Here is a 16,782-nt window from a genome sequence, read left to right as displayed (position 1 = left end):
CACATGAGACACACATGGACTGGGAATCACCGAAACTCTTGCTGCTAGCCCTGCCCGCCTTGGCTTTGCTGCTGTGGTTTGAAAACCAGTCCACACATCCCATGGAGGGCTTGCGCAAACGATTGCTCCTGGTCGTGCGCGCGGTCGGCATCATGCTTGCCTTAGTGGCCTTAGCGGGTCCAGCGCGAGTTTCCCCGACAGGTAAAAAGGCCCTGGGCATCATTCTGGATGCAAGCCAGAGCATGGGAGCGGAAGGCATCGAAAAAGGGCTCTCTGAGGCACGCCGCCTGCAAGGCAGTCTGGGAACAGAGGCAGAAAGCTTCGTGGTGCTGCTGGGAGATGAGCCTGCCCTACTGCCCGAAGGGCCAAAGCCTGACATCACTCCTTTTCTCAAGGCTCATGGAGGCGACAGCCACTACACTGCCGCCGTGGACTACGCGCAGGCGCTTTTCCCCGCCGGGGCCAGCCGGGACATCGTCCTCATTGGAGACGGGCATGAAACCCGGGGCCGCCTGTTAGAGGCCGCACGTCAGGCCAGTGTCTCTGGGGTGCGCATTCACGCCATCCCCGTGGCAGGACCGCGCAAGCCCGATGCACGGGTGCGCGAGCTGGTGGCCAGCCGCAGCCGCCTAAATGAAGGCGCCACACTGAAACTCACCGCCCATCTGGAATCCACCCTGGAGGCGCAAGGCACGCTGAAGCTTTTCGAAAACGGCATTCAGGTAGAGCAAAGACCCGTCACCCTAAAGCCTGGCCAGCCCCTGACGGAAACCTTCACCCGCACTCCAGCAACACGCGACACTTTCAAATACCGTGCCGTGCTGGAAGGCATATCTGCGGATTCGATCCCGGCTAACAACAGTGCTCTAACACTGGTGGACGTACGCGGTCGCCTGCGCTTGCTTTATCTCGATAGCGAAGTGGGCGAGGCCACCTACCTGCAACAGGCCATGGCCAAAGAAGGTATCGAGCTGGATCTCCGGCAGCCTGGCAACATCCCCAGCACGCTGGATCAACTCTCCGGTTACGACGGCATCATCCTCAGCGATGTCCCCGCCCACTTGCTCGGTGAAGGGGCCATGAATGCCATGCGCGATTATGTGGACAAGCTAGGCGGCGGCTTCCTCATGCTCGGCGGGCCCAACAGCTTCGGCCTGGGTGGTTTCTACAAGACGCCCATTGATGACATCCTTCCCGTTAGGCTGAAAGCGCCCGATGAAGAGGAAAAACAAAGCGCTGCCGTGGCCATCGTGATGGACCGGTCCGGCTCCATGGCGGGAGAGAAGCTGGAGATGGCCAAAAGCGCCTCCATCGCCACCGCCGAGGTACTGGGGCGGAATGACTTCATCGGCATTTATGCCTTCGACAGCGAGGCCCACGTGGTGGCCCCGATGACCCGGCTGACCTCCACCGCCACCCTCGCGGGGCAGATTTCCTCGGTGGCCTCAGGCGGTGGCACGAATCTGCAGCCCGCCTTTGAACAGGCCCGCGAATCCCTGCGCCGGGTGAAGGCCAAGGTGAAGCACATGATCATCCTCACGGATGGCCAGACCTCCGGCACGGGCTATGAGGCCATGGCCGCCCAGTGCCGGGGTGAGGGCATCACCATTTCCACCGTCTCCATCGGTGAAGGATCGCATGTGGCGCTGCTACAAGCCATCGCCAGCAGCGGCGGTGGCCAGTCCTACACCACCACGGATGCTAGCAGCATCAGCCGCATTTTCACTCAGGACACCCTCATGCACACGGGCCGCATGATGCGGGAGGAACCCTTCATCCCGAACCTGGTGGAAAAGCACCCCATGCTGGCCGGTTTTGACAAATGGACTTCGCCAGACCTGCTAGGCTACGTCAAGACCATCCGCAAATCCACCGCCCAAGTCCCTTTGCTAACCGATACGGGCGATCCCCTGCTAGCCCACTGGCGCTTTGGCCTGGGCAAGGTCACCGCCTTCACGAGCGACGCGAAAAGCCGCTGGGCCTCCCTTTGGATCGTGCGCTGGCCGGACTTCAGCCGCTTCTGGTCGCAGCTCCTGCGCGAGACTGCCCGACCTCCGCAGGGCCGCCACATGGACCTGGCCACCGAGATGCGCGGGGATGATGCCCTGCTGCAAGTGGACCTGGAAGAAGATGCAGGCACGCGGGCCAATGATGCCCGCGTGCAGGCAGAAGTTTTTTTTGTGGCAGCCGATGCGCTCGGAGCCCCCTTGAGACCTGTGCAAAACCTTTCGTTAGGCCAAACCGGACCTGGTCGTTATGAAGGCAGTTTTCGCCCTGACCAACCCGGTGTTTATCTCATCCGCGCCCAAAGCGGGGCCGAGATGGTCTCGGCAGGTCTTGTCCACAATCCCGGCAGCGAGGCCAGCCTTGGCACGGTGAATGAATCCCTCCTCCAGCAGGCCACACAAATTACTGGAGGGAAGGTCCTACAGCCCGGCCAGGTGCCCGATCTCAGCCAGACCCGTGCGGTGCAGTACATTGAACTCTGGCCCTCACTCATCATGACCCTGCTGTTCCTCTTCCTAGTGGACTTGGCCATCCGCCGCTGGGAGCATGTGCAGGCTATCTGGGAACTGATCGTTCCTCAGAAAAAGTAGCACTCCATGACTCACCGTTCTCCCGCTCCTCCCCACTTGCCCTACCATGTTGTGGCCTGGAAGTCGGCCGTGACGATCCTCATCATCGCCCCCTGCGCCATGACAGCTGTGGGCTTGTGGTTGATGATGTTCATGATGGGCTCCTGGTCATCTCGATCCAGTTCCCCGGCTTGGGCGGCCTCACTAGCCCTGGTGACAGCCATCCTTCCCTGCCTGGTGGTGTATGCGGCGGCGGTTTCCATCTGGATGGAAAGGCGTACACGCCTCGTCACCCTGGTGCTTATGACAGGCATCATCGCCCTTTCTTTGGCACTGTATCATTTGGGTCCGAAACTTCTGCAACAGGCCACTGCTGAATCCGGCCCAGACACTCTTCGCCTCAACTCAGGCTTCATGCTTTACCTGCTTGTCTCAGGCTGGCTGCTGTGTCTTTGGGAAACATGTCGACCACGCAGGGCTGCAACAGCCGCCCTGATCAGCCAACCCGACAACGCCTAACCAACAAGGCAGCAAAACCAAACATCACCAGCACCAGCCTTGAAGGCTCAGGCACCAGGGCGATGCTGAGGATGCCACCGGTGTAAAGCTCGCTGAGATCCCAGGTAAGCCCAGCACTGAGAGCGGGAAGATCTAGGGAAGTGAAGCTGCCGCTGACAGGCTCTGTAAGACCTGACCAGTCGAAGATCTTCCAGGAATCATTCGCAGCAAAACCCGTCATCCCGTTCGGATTGCTGACCCTCAGCGTGATGTCCGTGCCGAGGCTGACCCGACCCAGGATCACCGCCAGGTCCGCCGCCGTGCTCGTCAGCGTATTGTTGCCTAAACCCGCGCCACTGAAGAGATCAAAAGCAAAAACGGATCCTGCCTGTAAGGACAGACTGCCGGTGCCACTGGTGGCCAGGATCAGATCTGCCGCCGTTGGACTCGGCAAGGTGGAGTCCCCGACGCTGAGCGTGCCCGCCACAATCGTGATGGAGTGATTCAAAGCTGGGGCGATGCGGCCCGTGCCACCAAGAGTCGCGCCAGGATGGACCCACACTGGCCCCGTACCGGTGGCCGAGCTAAGAGCTGAAGCATTGTTGGCCAAAAGACTGCCGCTTTGCACCACCGTATTGCCATAGGCATTGGCATCACTGGTTAGGCGAGTGACCCCCGTCGTGGTGTTGTCAATTCGCAGAGTGCCGGTGCCCGTGATGGCCTGCTGCATGGTGAGAGTGTTACTGCGTTTGGTACTGAGGATCGCCGTTGTGGCGTTCAGAAAGATCTCTGTGCTGGCCACACTGCCTGTCGTGCCTCCATTGCCAAGCTGGAGCAAGCCATTGCTCACGGTTGTGCTGCCCGTGTGCGGGCTGTCGCCTGTGAGGGTCCATGAGCCGGCGCCGTATTTCTCAATGCCCGTCGTCGCTATGGCAGCGTTGCTGATGCCGACAATCTCATTTGCGCCGACTTGTGTGCCGCCCAGGCGCAACGTGCGCGGCGCTGTGTTGCTGCCTTCCGAAAGGAACTGACTGGTGAACTTCACCGTGCCGGTGCCAGTGTTTTCCAGATTCGCCAAGACGGAAAAAGTATCGGCGATTACATCCGCATTGGTGATTCGAATGATGCGATCCGTCACAGAATCCACACTGCCGATGTAGCGCAGCGTTGAAACAGCTTGCACGGTCGCTCCAGTCACGGTGGCTCCACTCATGTCAAGGATGGCGGATTCCGAATTCTGGTCGCCCCGCCCCAGTGAACTGGGCAGCCCTGCATTCGCAAGGAAAGTGGCTTCAATGACACCAGCCAGCATCGTGGTTTTCCCCTTGTAAGTATTGGCAGGGCCCAGAGTCGCCACCAGGGAACCACCTGTGATGAGGCGGAAGTTTAGATTGTCTTCATTCACCCCAGCACCACCCAGCATGCCCGCACGAAAGTCACTGGCCACGGTGTTGTTATCCAGGGTGAAAGTGGAATAAGCCGTGGCACCACCCACCACGGCATTGCCCGTGCCGGTGCCATCCGTGCGCAGCCAGTCCACCGCCAAAGAAACGGCTGTGCTGCCGCTGCCTAGCTTCAGCACCCCACTGGTGCTGCCTGCGCCTAACGTCACTTCCGAGCTAGCCGAAATATTGCCCGAGCGAAGATGCAGCATGCCATTCACGATTCGTGTGGTGCCCGTGTAAGTGTGGGAAACCGTATCCAGATAAACCGTCCCCGGCCCCGTTTTTGTGAAGCCAGTGCTGGCACTGGCGGTGGCGTTGTTAGCAATGACCGAGCTGATGATCAAACCCGCCGCCGTGTTATTCTGGATCACCATCAGATCCGCTACCGCAGAAGAGATATTAGTGGAACTACTGCGCAGGGTCCCGCCACTGAGGGTCACATCCGCTGCTCCGGCCCCCTCCCCGACCAGGATGCCTCCAGTGGTGAGAACTTTCCCCGCAGCAATCGTCACCGCGCTGCCACCTGACGTGTTAAACCGCACCGTGCTTGTGGTTAGATTATCTGGCACACTCACCGTCGGCGTGGTCACATCGGCGTGACCGGAGAGCGCACCGCCTGAAGTATTTGTATATCCCCCAGCGAGGGTGGAAAGGCCTACAATGTTGCGCACACCACCGCTCAGCACGCCCGTTGCAGCCCAGTCGCTAGCGCCCACGGTGGCAAAGGCCATGCTGTCACTCGTCAGCACTGCATTGTCCGCTCCGCCCGTGGTGGTCAGCGTGCCGCTGCTGCCGGGCGTGAACCGCAGCATGCCTGCGGCAGATGGGCGACTGATAGCCCCCAGGGCCACATTCACGTTCATGCCGCCATTTTGTACCACCCGCAGTTCACCGCTGCCCGGACTGACGGTCACCGCGCCAAAAGCTTGGCCCACCGTGCCGCCGCTCCGGCCCGTCACCTGCAGCACTCCGCCGCTGAAAATGGCAGGTGCCCCTGAACCCAAAAGGTTGTCCACCGTGGCCACCGGCGCATTGGCAAAATCCAGGTTCAAAATGCCACCATTGGCCGTGATACTGCCATTCACGGTAGGGCTGGCCCCACGAATATTGGTAGTCCCATTGCCACTCTTGGTCACCCCCAGTGTGCCCGTGCCTGTTTTGGCGATGGGATCTGCGACATTGATGGTGCCATTGCCTGCAAAGGTGACTGCGATGCTGGCCGTGCCGGAGTGCAGGATCGAGTTCCCGCTAGCCACATCAAAGTTCAGAGTGCTGCCCGACTCGGCCTGGAGTCGCAGGTTCGCTCCCAAAGTCACCGTTCCAGCCATCGTGTTGCTGCCGCTCAAGCTGCGGATCGCCCCCTGATTTCCGACCCCCGTCCCGCTGACGGTCATGGTTTCAGGCGTGGTGATGCCGCCACTCAACTCCAGGGCGGCCCCGCTGCTCACCGTTGTTGTCGCACTCGTTCCCACAGTGCCTAACGCATTGTTATGCGTGATGCGCAGCGTGCCTGCCGAGATCGTGACCGTGCCCGAAAAAAGGTTATCTCCCCCCAGGATCAGAGTCCCCGTTCCTTCCTTCGTGATCGCTGAAGTAGAGGTCGTCGTATTGACCCTCCCTGTCACGGTGATGTTGCCTGCCCCGCCAAAGGTGATGGGCACGGTAGCAGCGGAGATGGAAACCGCCGTCGCACCGCCGGCGGGACTCAGGATCAGTTCCCCGGCATCCGACTGAATACGGGTATTCGTGAGGGCCACGGTCTGGGTAGTGATGGTATTTATGCCGCTGACATTCCGCAAGGCTCCAGCCAGATCCACACCACGGCCTGAAAGGATGATTTGCTCCGCCGTGCTGATGCCGCCGGAAAGCAGCAGCGAAGCCCCGGTGAGGACTTGCGTATATCCAGCCCCCGTACCCAGGGCCAAACCGTGGCGTATCTCTAGACTGCCACTGTTCACCGTCGTCTGCCCGGTGTAGGTATTGGCCCCGGCCAGCACCGTCTTGCCCGGACCATTCAGCAGCACGCTCACCGCCCCAGTGCCATTGTTCTCCATCACGGAATTCACAGTCAGATCCGAAGTTGAAAAGTTGGTTAGGATCACTTGCCCCACGGCATTATCTGCCCCACCCGCTGTCAGCTTGCCCCCATTCACCGTCAGTCCATAGGCAGCGCTGACAGCCTGAATGCCACCGACTGCGCCCAGCCGCAAGGTCTGCCCGGCTGCCATTTCCAGAGAACGACCTAACCATGTATCCGTCATAGAAACCGTATTCAGGTTTGTTGTGCTAGCACCAAAGGTCACCACCTGAGTGGAGGCATTGCCCACCTGGAGGTTCGCCGCCGGGGCATCGGCTTGGACGGTGCCGGTGCCATGCACCGTATCACCTGTGAAACTTGTGAGTGTCCCTGTCGGAGCTGCCGCCCAGGAACTGCTGCCACTGGCGCTGGTGAAGGTGGCCCAGGCTCCCAGGAAGGGAGTGGGCGTTGTCGTCGTAATGCTGCCAGAACTAGGTGCCTTGATGGAAAGCACCCCGTTGCCAGTCCTGCTCACGGCGCCCAACGCCAGATTCATGGAGCCACCCGTGCCCGAGATGAGTTCAATCTCTGAGCGATTCTGCGCCACCGTCACATCGCTAAACGTTTGGCTGTTGGTCACACCATCCTTGCCACGCAGCCTCATCACCGTGGTCAGCGCATGACCGCCAAAGAGGTTCAGGGCACCCGGTGTCACGCCATTGTAAAAGATATCTGAAGCGGGTGCGCCGGTGGCAGAAAAATCGAGCACGTTGAGCCCGCCCTCCGCCGAGACTGGCAAGGTAGGGAAAGCGGGCACCACAGCGCGGCCAAAGTTCGTCGAGCCTGTGTAAGTATTCGCCGCCGTGTAGGTCATGGATAGGGCCGCCGTGGCGGTGGTGGGAAGCAGGGCGGTGCGCGTGAAGGAGTAGCTGCCGCCCATCTCCGTGATGGGCGAAGTGATGAATGAGTTAATCACATTCGTGTGCGTATGGATGCGTGCATCGCCAATGAGGGCCACCCCCCCAGCAAGCGTGACGCTGGAGTCCATGCGGATAGCCCCCCAGTTGGTCGTGCCACCACCTCCGGCAATGCGGAAAGGGACATTGTAGGTGACATCCGTGCCTGTCAGTTGCACCACGGAATTGGACTCCACCACCACGGCGGTGAGATTGGGGAAAATGGTCTGTGAACCGAAGCCTAAAAAGATACCGCCCGCATCCCCCTTCAGCGTCAGCAAGCCCGTGAGGCCGGTATTGTTCGCGGTAAAGCGGACGAACCCGATGGCTGTGCCGCTGTTTTTCTGAATCGTCAGATTGCTGGCATTCACCGGTAGCAAAAAGTTCACCGCCGAGACCGCCGTGCTGCTGCCGGAGGTGCTCAGATTGCCAATGTTGATGATCGGTGCCGAGCCCGTGAGGTTCAGCGAACCCGTGCCGCTGAAATGATAGGCCTGGTTTGTCGTGGTGGGGGCGGCGCTCAGCGGTAGAAAATCCAGACCTGTCGCATTGATCGCCGAATTGACCGTGATGGTGCCGCCCACGGCGCTGGAGGAACTGCCAAACTGGGCCAGTCCATCGTTCCAGGTGGTGTTGGAAAGGAGTGTCGGGCTCCACCAGTTCGCCGTGCTCGTGTCCCACACGCCAGCCCCGTTTTGCACTCCAGTCGTTCCGGTATTTCCGTCAAAGATGAGCTGCCCCAAAGAGGGCACAGAAAAGCTCAGCAGCAGGGTCAAAAAGAGGCGCTTCATGGTTCACGGTGGGTTCCCTGCCCGTCCCTCATGACCGTGGACATCCCTGAGCCGGAATGGCCGCTTTCGCGAGTGTGACAGTTGGGGGGGTAACCAACTGTTTAGCAGCGCCTATGCCAGGATGTGAGGTCCTCGCTACACGAGACCACATCTGGCACAATCGTATCAATAGCCGTCAGGGTCTGACGGCTTGCTCGCTGCTTGGGAATCACGCCTCCTCTACGCTGCCATCTTTTTCCAGAGCCTTCACTCGGGCGGAGAGATGCGGAAGGCGATTGATACTGGCCAAGCGGCGGCGTTCATCCATCACCGGCACCGCCGGGAAGCCCATGTACGTAGCCTTGCCCGCAGGGATATCTTTCGTCACCCCACTGCGCCCGCCCAGCGTCACGAAGGACCCCACGCTGACATGCCCCGCCACGCCCGACTGAGCAGCGATGACCACGTAGTCGCCAATGATGGCGCTGCCGGCGATGGCCGTGCCAGCCACCAGGATGCAATGCTTTCCAATGACTACATTGTGGCCGATCTGCACCAGGTTATCAATCTTCGTGCCTTCACCGATCCAGGTGCGGCCAAAACGGGCGCGGTCCACCATGGTCCCAGCACCGATTTCCACATCGTTATCAATCTGCACAATGCCTGCCTGGCGGACTTTGCGATGCCGGCCTTTTTCAAATTCATAACCAAAACCATCGGCACCGATGACCACACCGGAGTGCAGAATGACGCGCTCGCCCAGCTCGCAAGCCTCATGCACGGTCACATTCGCAAATAGCTTCGTCCCGGCCCCGATGACGGCATTGCGACCGACAAAACAACCCGCACCAATCTCGGCCCCGTCGCCGATTTCAGCCCCGGTTTCGATCACGGCGCAGGCAGCGACGGAGATCTTGCTGAGGTCCGCCTTCACACCCTCCGCAATCACGGCGCGAGGATGAATGCCTGCCTCAAAAGCTGCCGCGTGGAAGCCATAAGTATCCACCACTTTCTCAAAAGCGCGGGATGGATCCTCCACCGCGATGCACGCCACTTTGTCTGGGCAGCCTTCCATCCCCTTGGGTACCAGCACCGCCGTAGCGTGGGTGGCCGCCAGCTTATCCCGATAGCGGGCATCATAAAAAAAGCTCAGGTCCCCGGCTGCGGCTTCTTTGAGAGAGGCGAAGCCCGTGATGCGGGTGTCTGGACTGCCAGAGAGAAGTTGGCCTTCCAAAAGTTCAGCTAATTCAGAAAGGGCGATGTTCATGGGGGCCGCCCTCTCTCACAATCTGGCCACAAAGGCGAGAGCGAGTTGAAGCAAAAACAACGTTTTTTTCCGCCGATCAAATCTGACTTTTCTGGATCTTTAACCAGCACTCACGAAATCTCCAAGGCTGACACTGTCTCCCCATTTAAGCTTGAAGCCTAACGGATGGGAGACAGAAAAAAGATGTTTGGTTGATGACAAGAGCATTACATTTATTGCATTGTATTTGCATATTTAAACCCAAGTCTTTTTTGGATCTGTATCTCCCCCCAGAGTCAGGGACTTGAGGCCTCGGCGTTTGCCCACAAAAAAGGCCTTCGCGAAGGAAGGCCTTTCATGAATAAGGAAGAGGTCAGTGCTGCTATTACGCACCACAGGTGACGTGGCAGGCCGGGGCCAGCTCCCGCACTTCATCGGCCACCGGGGCGCTCATGTCCGGGTTGGGCTGCTGGGCGCTGAGGCCCAGTGCCTGAATGAGGGCCAGGTCTTCCTGCGCCTGGGGATTGGCCGCCGTCAGCAGCTTATCACCGTAGAAGATGGAGTTCGCACCCGCAAAGAAGGCCAGGGCCTGTGCTTCGCGGCTGAGATTGGTTCGGCCTGCGCTGAGGCGGACCTTCGCACGCGGGATGGCGATGCGGGTGACGGCGATCATGCGCACCAGGGAGAAGCTGTCCACCTGCACGTTGTTACCCAGCGGGGTGCCTTTCATGGGCATCAGGGCATTGATCGGCACGCTTTCCGGATGCGGATTGAAATTGCTGAGCACTTCCAGCATTTTCAGGCGGTCCTCGATGGTTTCGCCCAGGCCCAGAATACCACCAGCGCAGACGGACATGCCGGCATCCTGCGCATGGCGGATGGTGCTGAGGCGGTCCTCAAAGGTGTGGGTGCTGACGATGTTCGGGTAGTGCTCTGGGCTCGTGTCAATGTTGTGGTTGTAGGCAGTGACGCCGGCTTCTTTGAGAACAGCGGCTTCCTCAGCGCCCAGTTGGCCCAGGGTCACGCACACTTCCATGCCCAGCGTGGCCACGTCTTTCACGATGTCCACCACCTGGTCAAACTTCTGGGTGCCCACGCGCACACCTTTCCAGGCAGCGCCCATGCAAAAGCGAGTGGAGCCACTGGCCCGGGCTGCCCGTGCGCGCTCCATGACATCGGCCTTCTCCATCAGTTTCTCCGCCTGCACTCCCGTGGTGTAGCGGGCGCTCTGGGCGCAGTAGCCACAGTCTTCGCTGCAACCACCCGTCTTGATGCTCAGTAGAGTGCATAGCTGCACCTCATTGCCAGTCCAGTGCTCTTCATGGACGGCACGGGCCTGCTTGAGGAGATCGAAGAAAGGCTGGTGGTAGATGCGATGGAGGTCGGCGTAGTTCATGCGCTAAGTGCTGTGACGCCTTTGCCACGAAACAACCGCGAGGGCAAAACGAATTTGGGATTTCCGCCGCCATTGTCCAAAACCTGCCCAGGCCCTACTGCGTCCAGCGTCCGCCCTGGCCCAACGCCACCTTCCAACCGCGCAGGTGCATGAAGGAGTAGTCCGTCTTGCCGATCGCGCCGATCATCGGCGCCCCTGTGGCCCGTTTCCAGGCCCGGCTCATGCTTTCCCCAGTGTGGCAGCCCCAGCTCTGGCAATAGGCCCCACGGGCAAAGGCGCTGCGATGCAGTCGTGGCAAATCATTTTCATGCAGCCAAGTGGTGGAGGCAGCATACACGTCCGAGCTGTAATCAAAGAGGAAGCAGTACTTGTTCGAGTGGCCGAAGAATTCAAAACCCGAAATCTTGCTGCGGGCACGGGACACGGAACCGCCGCCCCGGTTGATGTAATTGATCACGTCTTCCTTTGTGCGGAACCACACCAGATTGATGCCGTAGGTGCTCTGCACGGACTCCACGTGGCTGGTCAGCGGATCGCGATCCTCCCCCGCACGGCGCAGGTAGGCATCCCGATACACCAGCCAGGTGATGATGGTGCCCTTCGGCTGGGTGCGCTGCAGTTCCTGCATGCGCACACGGGCCGGGCGGACGAAGTTTCCCCACCACCGATCATGCTGCTGCGCGGGCTGGCGCAGGTCTTCCCACTTTCTCAAAGCCGGGCCGCCAGAACAAATGATGTATTCATTCTGGGCCTGGGCAGCGGTGCAGGAAAGCACCATGGTCACCAGGAGGAGAAACGCGGCTCTGACCAAATGGGGGCGTGTAGACATAACGGTAGATTAAAGACAGCCCGGCAGCATAGGCAATGCCTACTTCAAGGGGACCAGGTTGAAATCCTTGAACTGCACCTTCATCGGCGGGCCCTGGTGGATCTGCAGGCCCAGCAGGCCTTCCTTCGGCGCATTGGCGGCGTCTTCATCCGTGACGTCGATGGTCTGCTGACCATTGATGAAATGCTGCACGTGGTTGCCCTTGGCGACGATCTTGTACTCGTTCCAGTCTTCGCTTTTGATGCTGGCCTGGATCGCTTCGCTATCACCCACCGTGCCGGCTTTTTCGACCACGGTCTTTTTGCCACCGTCAGCCGCTGGCTTGATCACCGTCTTTTCCCCGCGCAGGGCCAGGATGCCACGGCCCTTTTCCTCGTAGAGAATACCGCTGTATTTCTTGCCCGCTTCAAAGTCGGCCTGGTAACCGCTGAGCACTGGGCCAAAAGTACCGGCAGCGAGTTCCTTGCTGCGATACTGCACGCCGGAATTGCCCTTCTCGATGCGGTATTTGAAGGTCAGCTCAAAGTCCCCCACCGTGCCGCCTTTCCAGACGAGGAAGGTGTTATGCTTGATGATGCCCTTGGTCGGGTCCGCCGGGTCCGGTGGCGTGATGCCCGTGATGGTCCCCTCCTGCACGCTCCAGAGATCCTTGTTCCCCTCCCAGCCCGTGAGGTCTTTGCCATTAAAAATCTGGACAGGTTCAGCAGCGGAGACGGCGAAGGCCAGCGCGGCAAAGGCAGGAATGAGGAAACGTGCTTTCATGGTTGGAGAATGGCCCGTTGTAACGTGCCACCCGGAACTTGTCTATCGGATTGCAGTGCCAGATCGCGTTTGAAGGATTTGTGAGGGCGGGTCTGACTCAAGAGATTCCGCCAAACTCACCGCAGAAAGCTCCTCTCTTACACTTCGGGCAGCTCCGGCCCTCCAGTTCCTGAGTGTCCATTAGTTCATTGCGGCGGCAGTGTGTACAACGCATCGTGTCACGTTCCGGATCACGCTGCGTCTGCCGCCCACAATGCAGGCAAATCAAGCTCACCTCACAGCCCCCTCGATCTCTCCAAAAAGCCAGATAGTCTTTTTCGACCACCCTCAGACGCCCCATCTCCTTCTGGTAAAATTCGCGACACTCATCTTCATCCCCAGGATGATAAAAGAAGTGGCGTTTGCCCGAACCATCCGTCAAATAAGGATGTCCATCGCTCCAAGACTCGATTTTGAAACCACAGACATTGCAGGAAAAGTCGGTGCATTCAGCCATGGTAGGAAATCGAATTCAGGCCCCAATACAGAAGCACTCTTAAATGAGCTTTTTGACATCTTGGAGCAGTGATTGAATTTCCTTATAGCTTGAAGGCTTCTGTACGGCCCATTTTGTGATGAACATCCGATGAATCGCGTCAATTGTTAAGCCATCACTTCTAGAGCAAATTTTTGAACTTAGCTGTTCAAACTTTTTTTTGGTTTTTAATTGCATCAACTCTACTTTAAATTCATCTAAGCCTTTACTGCCGAAAAACATTTCAAAAAGCCTCCAAGCAGTATCGTCATCCCAGATACAATCTTCAGGATCTATTTCTGGTAAATAGAATACTCTCGTTCTGTAGAATTCGATAAATCGCCGCTTGATGTCACGCTGCTGACTCTGCCGCAAATTAGGTGCCTGGTCACCTCCATCCGAAGGCAAGCATAAAGTCTTCATTTTTAGCTCCGTCATCGCCTCAATGGCATCATCAAAGATCTTATTTATCCCCAATATAAATCCTCATATTGAGAATTGGGGATCATTGAAGGATCCATTAAAGGACCAGACGGTTTTTTACCACCATCTAAAATCATAACGACATTTTTCTGATCATGACTAGAAAAAACCACTGAGTCTTTTTTCATCTCATCACACCCTCCAGGTATAAAGCAAATGTCGAACATGTGCGCACATGGCACAACTTCGTCGTCGATTACTCTTTGCAGAATCATTTGAGCTAACCTGTCTTCCACTCTCAGGGTCATCTTGTCACTGATTTGATGTCCAATGTATCCAAATGCCTCTCTAGAGCTAACGCCTTGTACAATTCTAAACGTTCCGCTTGGGTCAGGTGAAAATACTTTTATGGCTGCTGGAGGTAAGCCATTGATCAAAGTTGGCGAGTGCGTACAAAACACAATTTGAATTCTTTGCTTGATGCAAATGCTTGCCAGATAGCGCATGAGTTCCTCCTGCGCACCAGGATGCAATGAAGTCTCCGGTTCATCTAACAGTAGCAAGGAACCTTTTTTTGCGTAGCTCAGTTCATGTAGTAAAAGCATAACTGCCGACTCTCCACTGCCAGCAAATGCATCTGTATACTTCGCCTTCTCCGTCTCTAAAAAAACCGAATAACCAGGTTCTCCAAAAAGCGCGTGTTTCACTACCTTTGCGCCCCTGTAACTTCGTCCCAAAATTTTCTCTGCAACCCTAAGCATATCCTCACGGATCACAAATTCTTGAGGCCGCGACTCTATTGAGAAGCGATAGTCATACTGCTTATCGAGGGCATTTCTTAACACTTTTGAGCGCATTCGCAAATGGCCCTGAATGCCCGGCGTAGGCGGTCGTACTCTGTGAAACGCTTTTTCGAAGGCATTTGGAATGGCTCTAAAGTTAATATAGATTACCTCTTTTTCGACTGGAGGGTGCCGCACCCCCATCGTCATTCCATATGCCGCAATTGGTTCACTAGTGTCGAAAAGGTCTGGCTGTCCTTTTTTGTTGATTCTTCTCTTAACTACTTCATCTCCAGTGCCATTGTATGAATAAACGAAACAATGCCGATCTTCTGGCCTTAGATTTTCAATTGGGTCCAGTGCGGTCGTGAACCAATAAGTACTAACAGACTTGCCTTTGGGTACTCCAAAGAGCGCCTGTAGGGCTGAGCTTTTACCGCAGCCATTTTGCCCAACAAATGCAGTAATTGGAAATTCAAAATCAACTCTGGCATTGGCCGCTAAATTGCGAAAACGCGGAAATCTGATATAATCAATATAGGATGGGAATAAGCCAGCCGCCTTATCACTGGCAATGGTGGTAAAGTCAGGATTCATTATGAATACAAAGAAATGCTTCTGCGCAGATTATGTAAGCGCAAGGGATGGTGAAAATTTCTCAGAAGCTGATCCCATTGCCATTCGACGCCCAACCAAATTTTGTTCTGGTGGCTGCCTATGACTAGCGGGCGTCGTTAATAAAGTTTTGGCAGCGTTACCAAGACATTCCGCCAGTTTAACAGGCACCGCATTTCCAATCTGGCGCAAGGCTTCGCCCCATGCGCCAGTAATTACGTAGTCGTCAGGGAATGTCTGGATGCGTTTGGCCTCGAAGACCGTGAAATACCGAATGCTGCCATCGGGGTAGCGGATCATGTTTTCACCTCCAGGTACACCGTGTCCTCCGGCTTTAATGGTCTTGGCTGGAAGATCATAACAACTGCCGGTGTGCCCGGGATAACTTCGGGCACCGTCGCGAAAAATATGATCTGGGATGCCATGGTTTTCGTTGGGATGAGGCACATCTCCCAAGACATCACGGGTTGTTCTCCAAGGCTCTCCCTCGGGAGCAAAGAGAACGTAGTCTCTTTTGATAGCTTCAATCCTTCCAGCGAGCGAAGGGCTGAGTTGAGGCCTCTCGCTTTGGGGAACCCGGTGACGGTCCCAATACTCTCCTGTCACATATTGATCATAGAGTAGCCGTTCTTCGGTATGAGTCGCCTTGGGGAATTGCCATTTTTGATCAATATCCTCTCTCACGCCGACGATGATAACGCGCTCACGACACTGGGGGACACCGTAGTCGGCTGCGTTCACCAGACGGTGCGATATACTGTATCTGGTGCCTTTATTGGCGCGCGGACTAATCGCCAATAACTCATTCAAGTGATCGCGCCAATCAATGCCATGCTCCGCTGACAAGCATGGATGCCCGAGGCGGAACAAAATGTATGAGAAATAGTCGGCAAAAGATTCGCGGAGAAGGCCCTTCACGTTTTCGAAGATAAAGAGCTTGGGCTGAAGGACTTCAATGGATCTAATCGCATATGGAAACATATCCCGGTGATCCAAGTTCGCCTGATGCTTGCCCCCCAAAGAGAACGGCTGGCAAGGTGGTCCACCTGCCACGACATCTACCTGACCCAACTTACTAAAGTCGTAGTCTTTGATGTCTCCACAATAGACCCTCTCCGGTGAAAAATTAAGACGGAGCGAGGAGCAAGCATCCTTATTCCACTCGACAAACGCAGCATGATCAAACCCGACCAGATCAAGCCCTTTGGCAAGACCACCAGCACCAGAGAAGATTTCTACCGATCTCATACTACGGAGCCTCCTAGCGTGCTGAGATGCTTCTTTACGCGCTCAATGATCACTTCCGGCTTCGCAGCTATACCTTTGCACTTATCGGCCCAAGCACGTCCTGGATGAATCACATCCCAAGCGCTGCGGGCCTGCTCAAATCGGCCATTCCCCGGAGTATGGTTTCCAAAGCCATCCACTACAGTATTCCACAGAGGTTGAGTAATCTTGATCAGAGCGGCCTCAACCGTGCTAATCATGTCCGATCCGTCACCTTCAAAAATGACGAACCGACACATGAAATCCTTCGGATTGAGATCGGGGGCCTTTGCAATGTTGTGGCTGTGCTCTCGAAGCCGCAGATAGAGTTCAGTTGAACGATCTGTTTTCAGATGTGAGGTGCGTGCTTGTCGCCAGCCTTTGGGAACTGCCTTTCCGACATAAATTGGATATCCGTAGGAGAGCCGATTTAGTTTGCCATACTTCCCGTAGATCGAAGACTTTCCTGTATAATAAATTGCATAAACGCCTGTGCCGCAAAAGCGCTCTTGTGGTGGCAATTCTAAAACGGGCGTGCCATTGAAAAAACGGACCCCGTCTTTAACCAACTCAGCGAAAGCGTCATTACGATAGACGTGTTCTTCGCGATCAAAGGGGCGACTATGCATACTATGGAAAGGAAAAATTTAAATAGATGGACATTACACATTAGCATATGCGCAACAA

12 protein-coding genes are annotated in these 16,782 nt (G+C 56.6%); 2 read left to right on the top strand and 10 right to left on the bottom strand.

Annotated elements, in window-relative coordinates; translation table 11 throughout:
- Nucleotides 1–14: 14 nt before the first annotated feature.
- Both HNQ64_RS07135 and HNQ64_RS07130 read left to right on the top strand, forming a co-directional pair.
- Nucleotides 15–2,597, top strand: a complete 2,583-nt coding sequence (locus HNQ64_RS07135; protein ID WP_184206932.1) for a VWA domain-containing protein — start codon at nt 15–17, stop codon at nt 2,595–2,597.
- A gap of 6 nt (nt 2,598–2,603) precedes the next feature.
- Complete coding sequence (locus HNQ64_RS07130) at nt 2,604–3,095, top strand: hypothetical protein (RefSeq protein WP_184206930.1); 492 nt, start codon at nt 2,604–2,606, stop codon at nt 3,093–3,095.
- Here HNQ64_RS07130 and HNQ64_RS07125 read toward each other — a convergent pair.
- The 10 genes from HNQ64_RS07125 to HNQ64_RS07080 form a co-directional block, all read right to left on the bottom strand.
- Nucleotides 3,073–8,283, bottom strand: a complete 5,211-nt coding sequence (locus HNQ64_RS07125) for a beta strand repeat-containing protein (protein WP_184206928.1) — start codon at nt 8,281–8,283, stop codon at nt 3,073–3,075. The two genes, HNQ64_RS07130 and HNQ64_RS07125, sit on opposite strands and share 23 nt — an antisense overlap.
- A 208-nt stretch (nt 8,284–8,491) precedes the next feature.
- Nucleotides 8,492–9,529, bottom strand: a complete 1,038-nt coding sequence (lpxD, locus tag HNQ64_RS07120; protein ID WP_184206926.1) for a UDP-3-O-(3-hydroxymyristoyl)glucosamine N-acyltransferase — start codon at nt 9,527–9,529, stop codon at nt 8,492–8,494.
- 364 nt (nt 9,530–9,893) lie between these two features.
- Nucleotides 9,894–10,904 (bottom strand): biotin synthase BioB, encoded by a 1,011-nt coding sequence (gene bioB / locus HNQ64_RS07115; protein WP_184206924.1) that lies wholly within the window; start codon nt 10,902–10,904, stop codon nt 9,894–9,896.
- A gap of 94 nt (nt 10,905–10,998) precedes the next feature.
- Nucleotides 10,999–11,733, bottom strand: a complete 735-nt coding sequence (locus HNQ64_RS07110; protein WP_184206922.1) for a hypothetical protein — start codon at nt 11,731–11,733, stop codon at nt 10,999–11,001.
- A 39-nt stretch (nt 11,734–11,772) separates the two neighbouring features.
- Nucleotides 11,773–12,495, bottom strand: a complete 723-nt coding sequence (locus tag HNQ64_RS07105; RefSeq protein WP_184206920.1) for a 3-keto-disaccharide hydrolase — start codon at nt 12,493–12,495, stop codon at nt 11,773–11,775.
- A gap of 97 nt (nt 12,496–12,592) precedes the next feature.
- The gene (locus tag HNQ64_RS07100) at nt 12,593–12,991 is read right to left on the bottom strand and encodes a hypothetical protein (protein WP_184206918.1); all 399 of its coding nucleotides are present in this window, start codon (nt 12,989–12,991) and stop codon (nt 12,593–12,595) included.
- A 39-nt stretch (nt 12,992–13,030) separates the two neighbouring features.
- Nucleotides 13,031–13,447, bottom strand: coding sequence for a hypothetical protein (locus HNQ64_RS07095; RefSeq protein WP_184206916.1), 417 nt, complete (start codon nt 13,445–13,447; stop codon nt 13,031–13,033).
- 29 nt (nt 13,448–13,476) lie between these two features.
- Nucleotides 13,477–14,811, bottom strand: coding sequence for an ATP-dependent nuclease (locus HNQ64_RS07090; protein ID WP_184206914.1), 1,335 nt, complete (start codon nt 14,809–14,811; stop codon nt 13,477–13,479).
- A 30-nt stretch (nt 14,812–14,841) separates the two neighbouring features.
- On the bottom strand, nt 14,842–16,077 hold the full coding sequence (locus tag HNQ64_RS07085) for a DNA cytosine methyltransferase (RefSeq protein WP_184206912.1): 1,236 nt from the start codon (nt 16,075–16,077) through the stop codon (nt 14,842–14,844).
- Nucleotides 16,074–16,724 carry an Eco29kI family restriction endonuclease gene (locus HNQ64_RS07080; RefSeq protein ID WP_184206910.1) on the bottom strand — a complete coding sequence of 217 codons (651 nt, stop codon included), beginning with the start codon at nt 16,722–16,724 and terminating at the stop codon, nt 16,074–16,076. Before HNQ64_RS07080 ends, HNQ64_RS07085 begins: the two co-directional genes overlap by 4 nt.
- Nucleotides 16,725–16,782 lie beyond the last annotated feature (58 nt).

It is taken from the genome of Prosthecobacter dejongeii (assembly GCF_014203045.1).
GTDB classification, from domain to species: domain Bacteria; phylum Verrucomicrobiota; class Verrucomicrobiia; order Verrucomicrobiales; family Verrucomicrobiaceae; genus Prosthecobacter; species Prosthecobacter dejongeii.
Note: the sequence above shows the minus strand (reverse complement) of the source record. Positions and strands in the feature narration are given on the sequence as shown.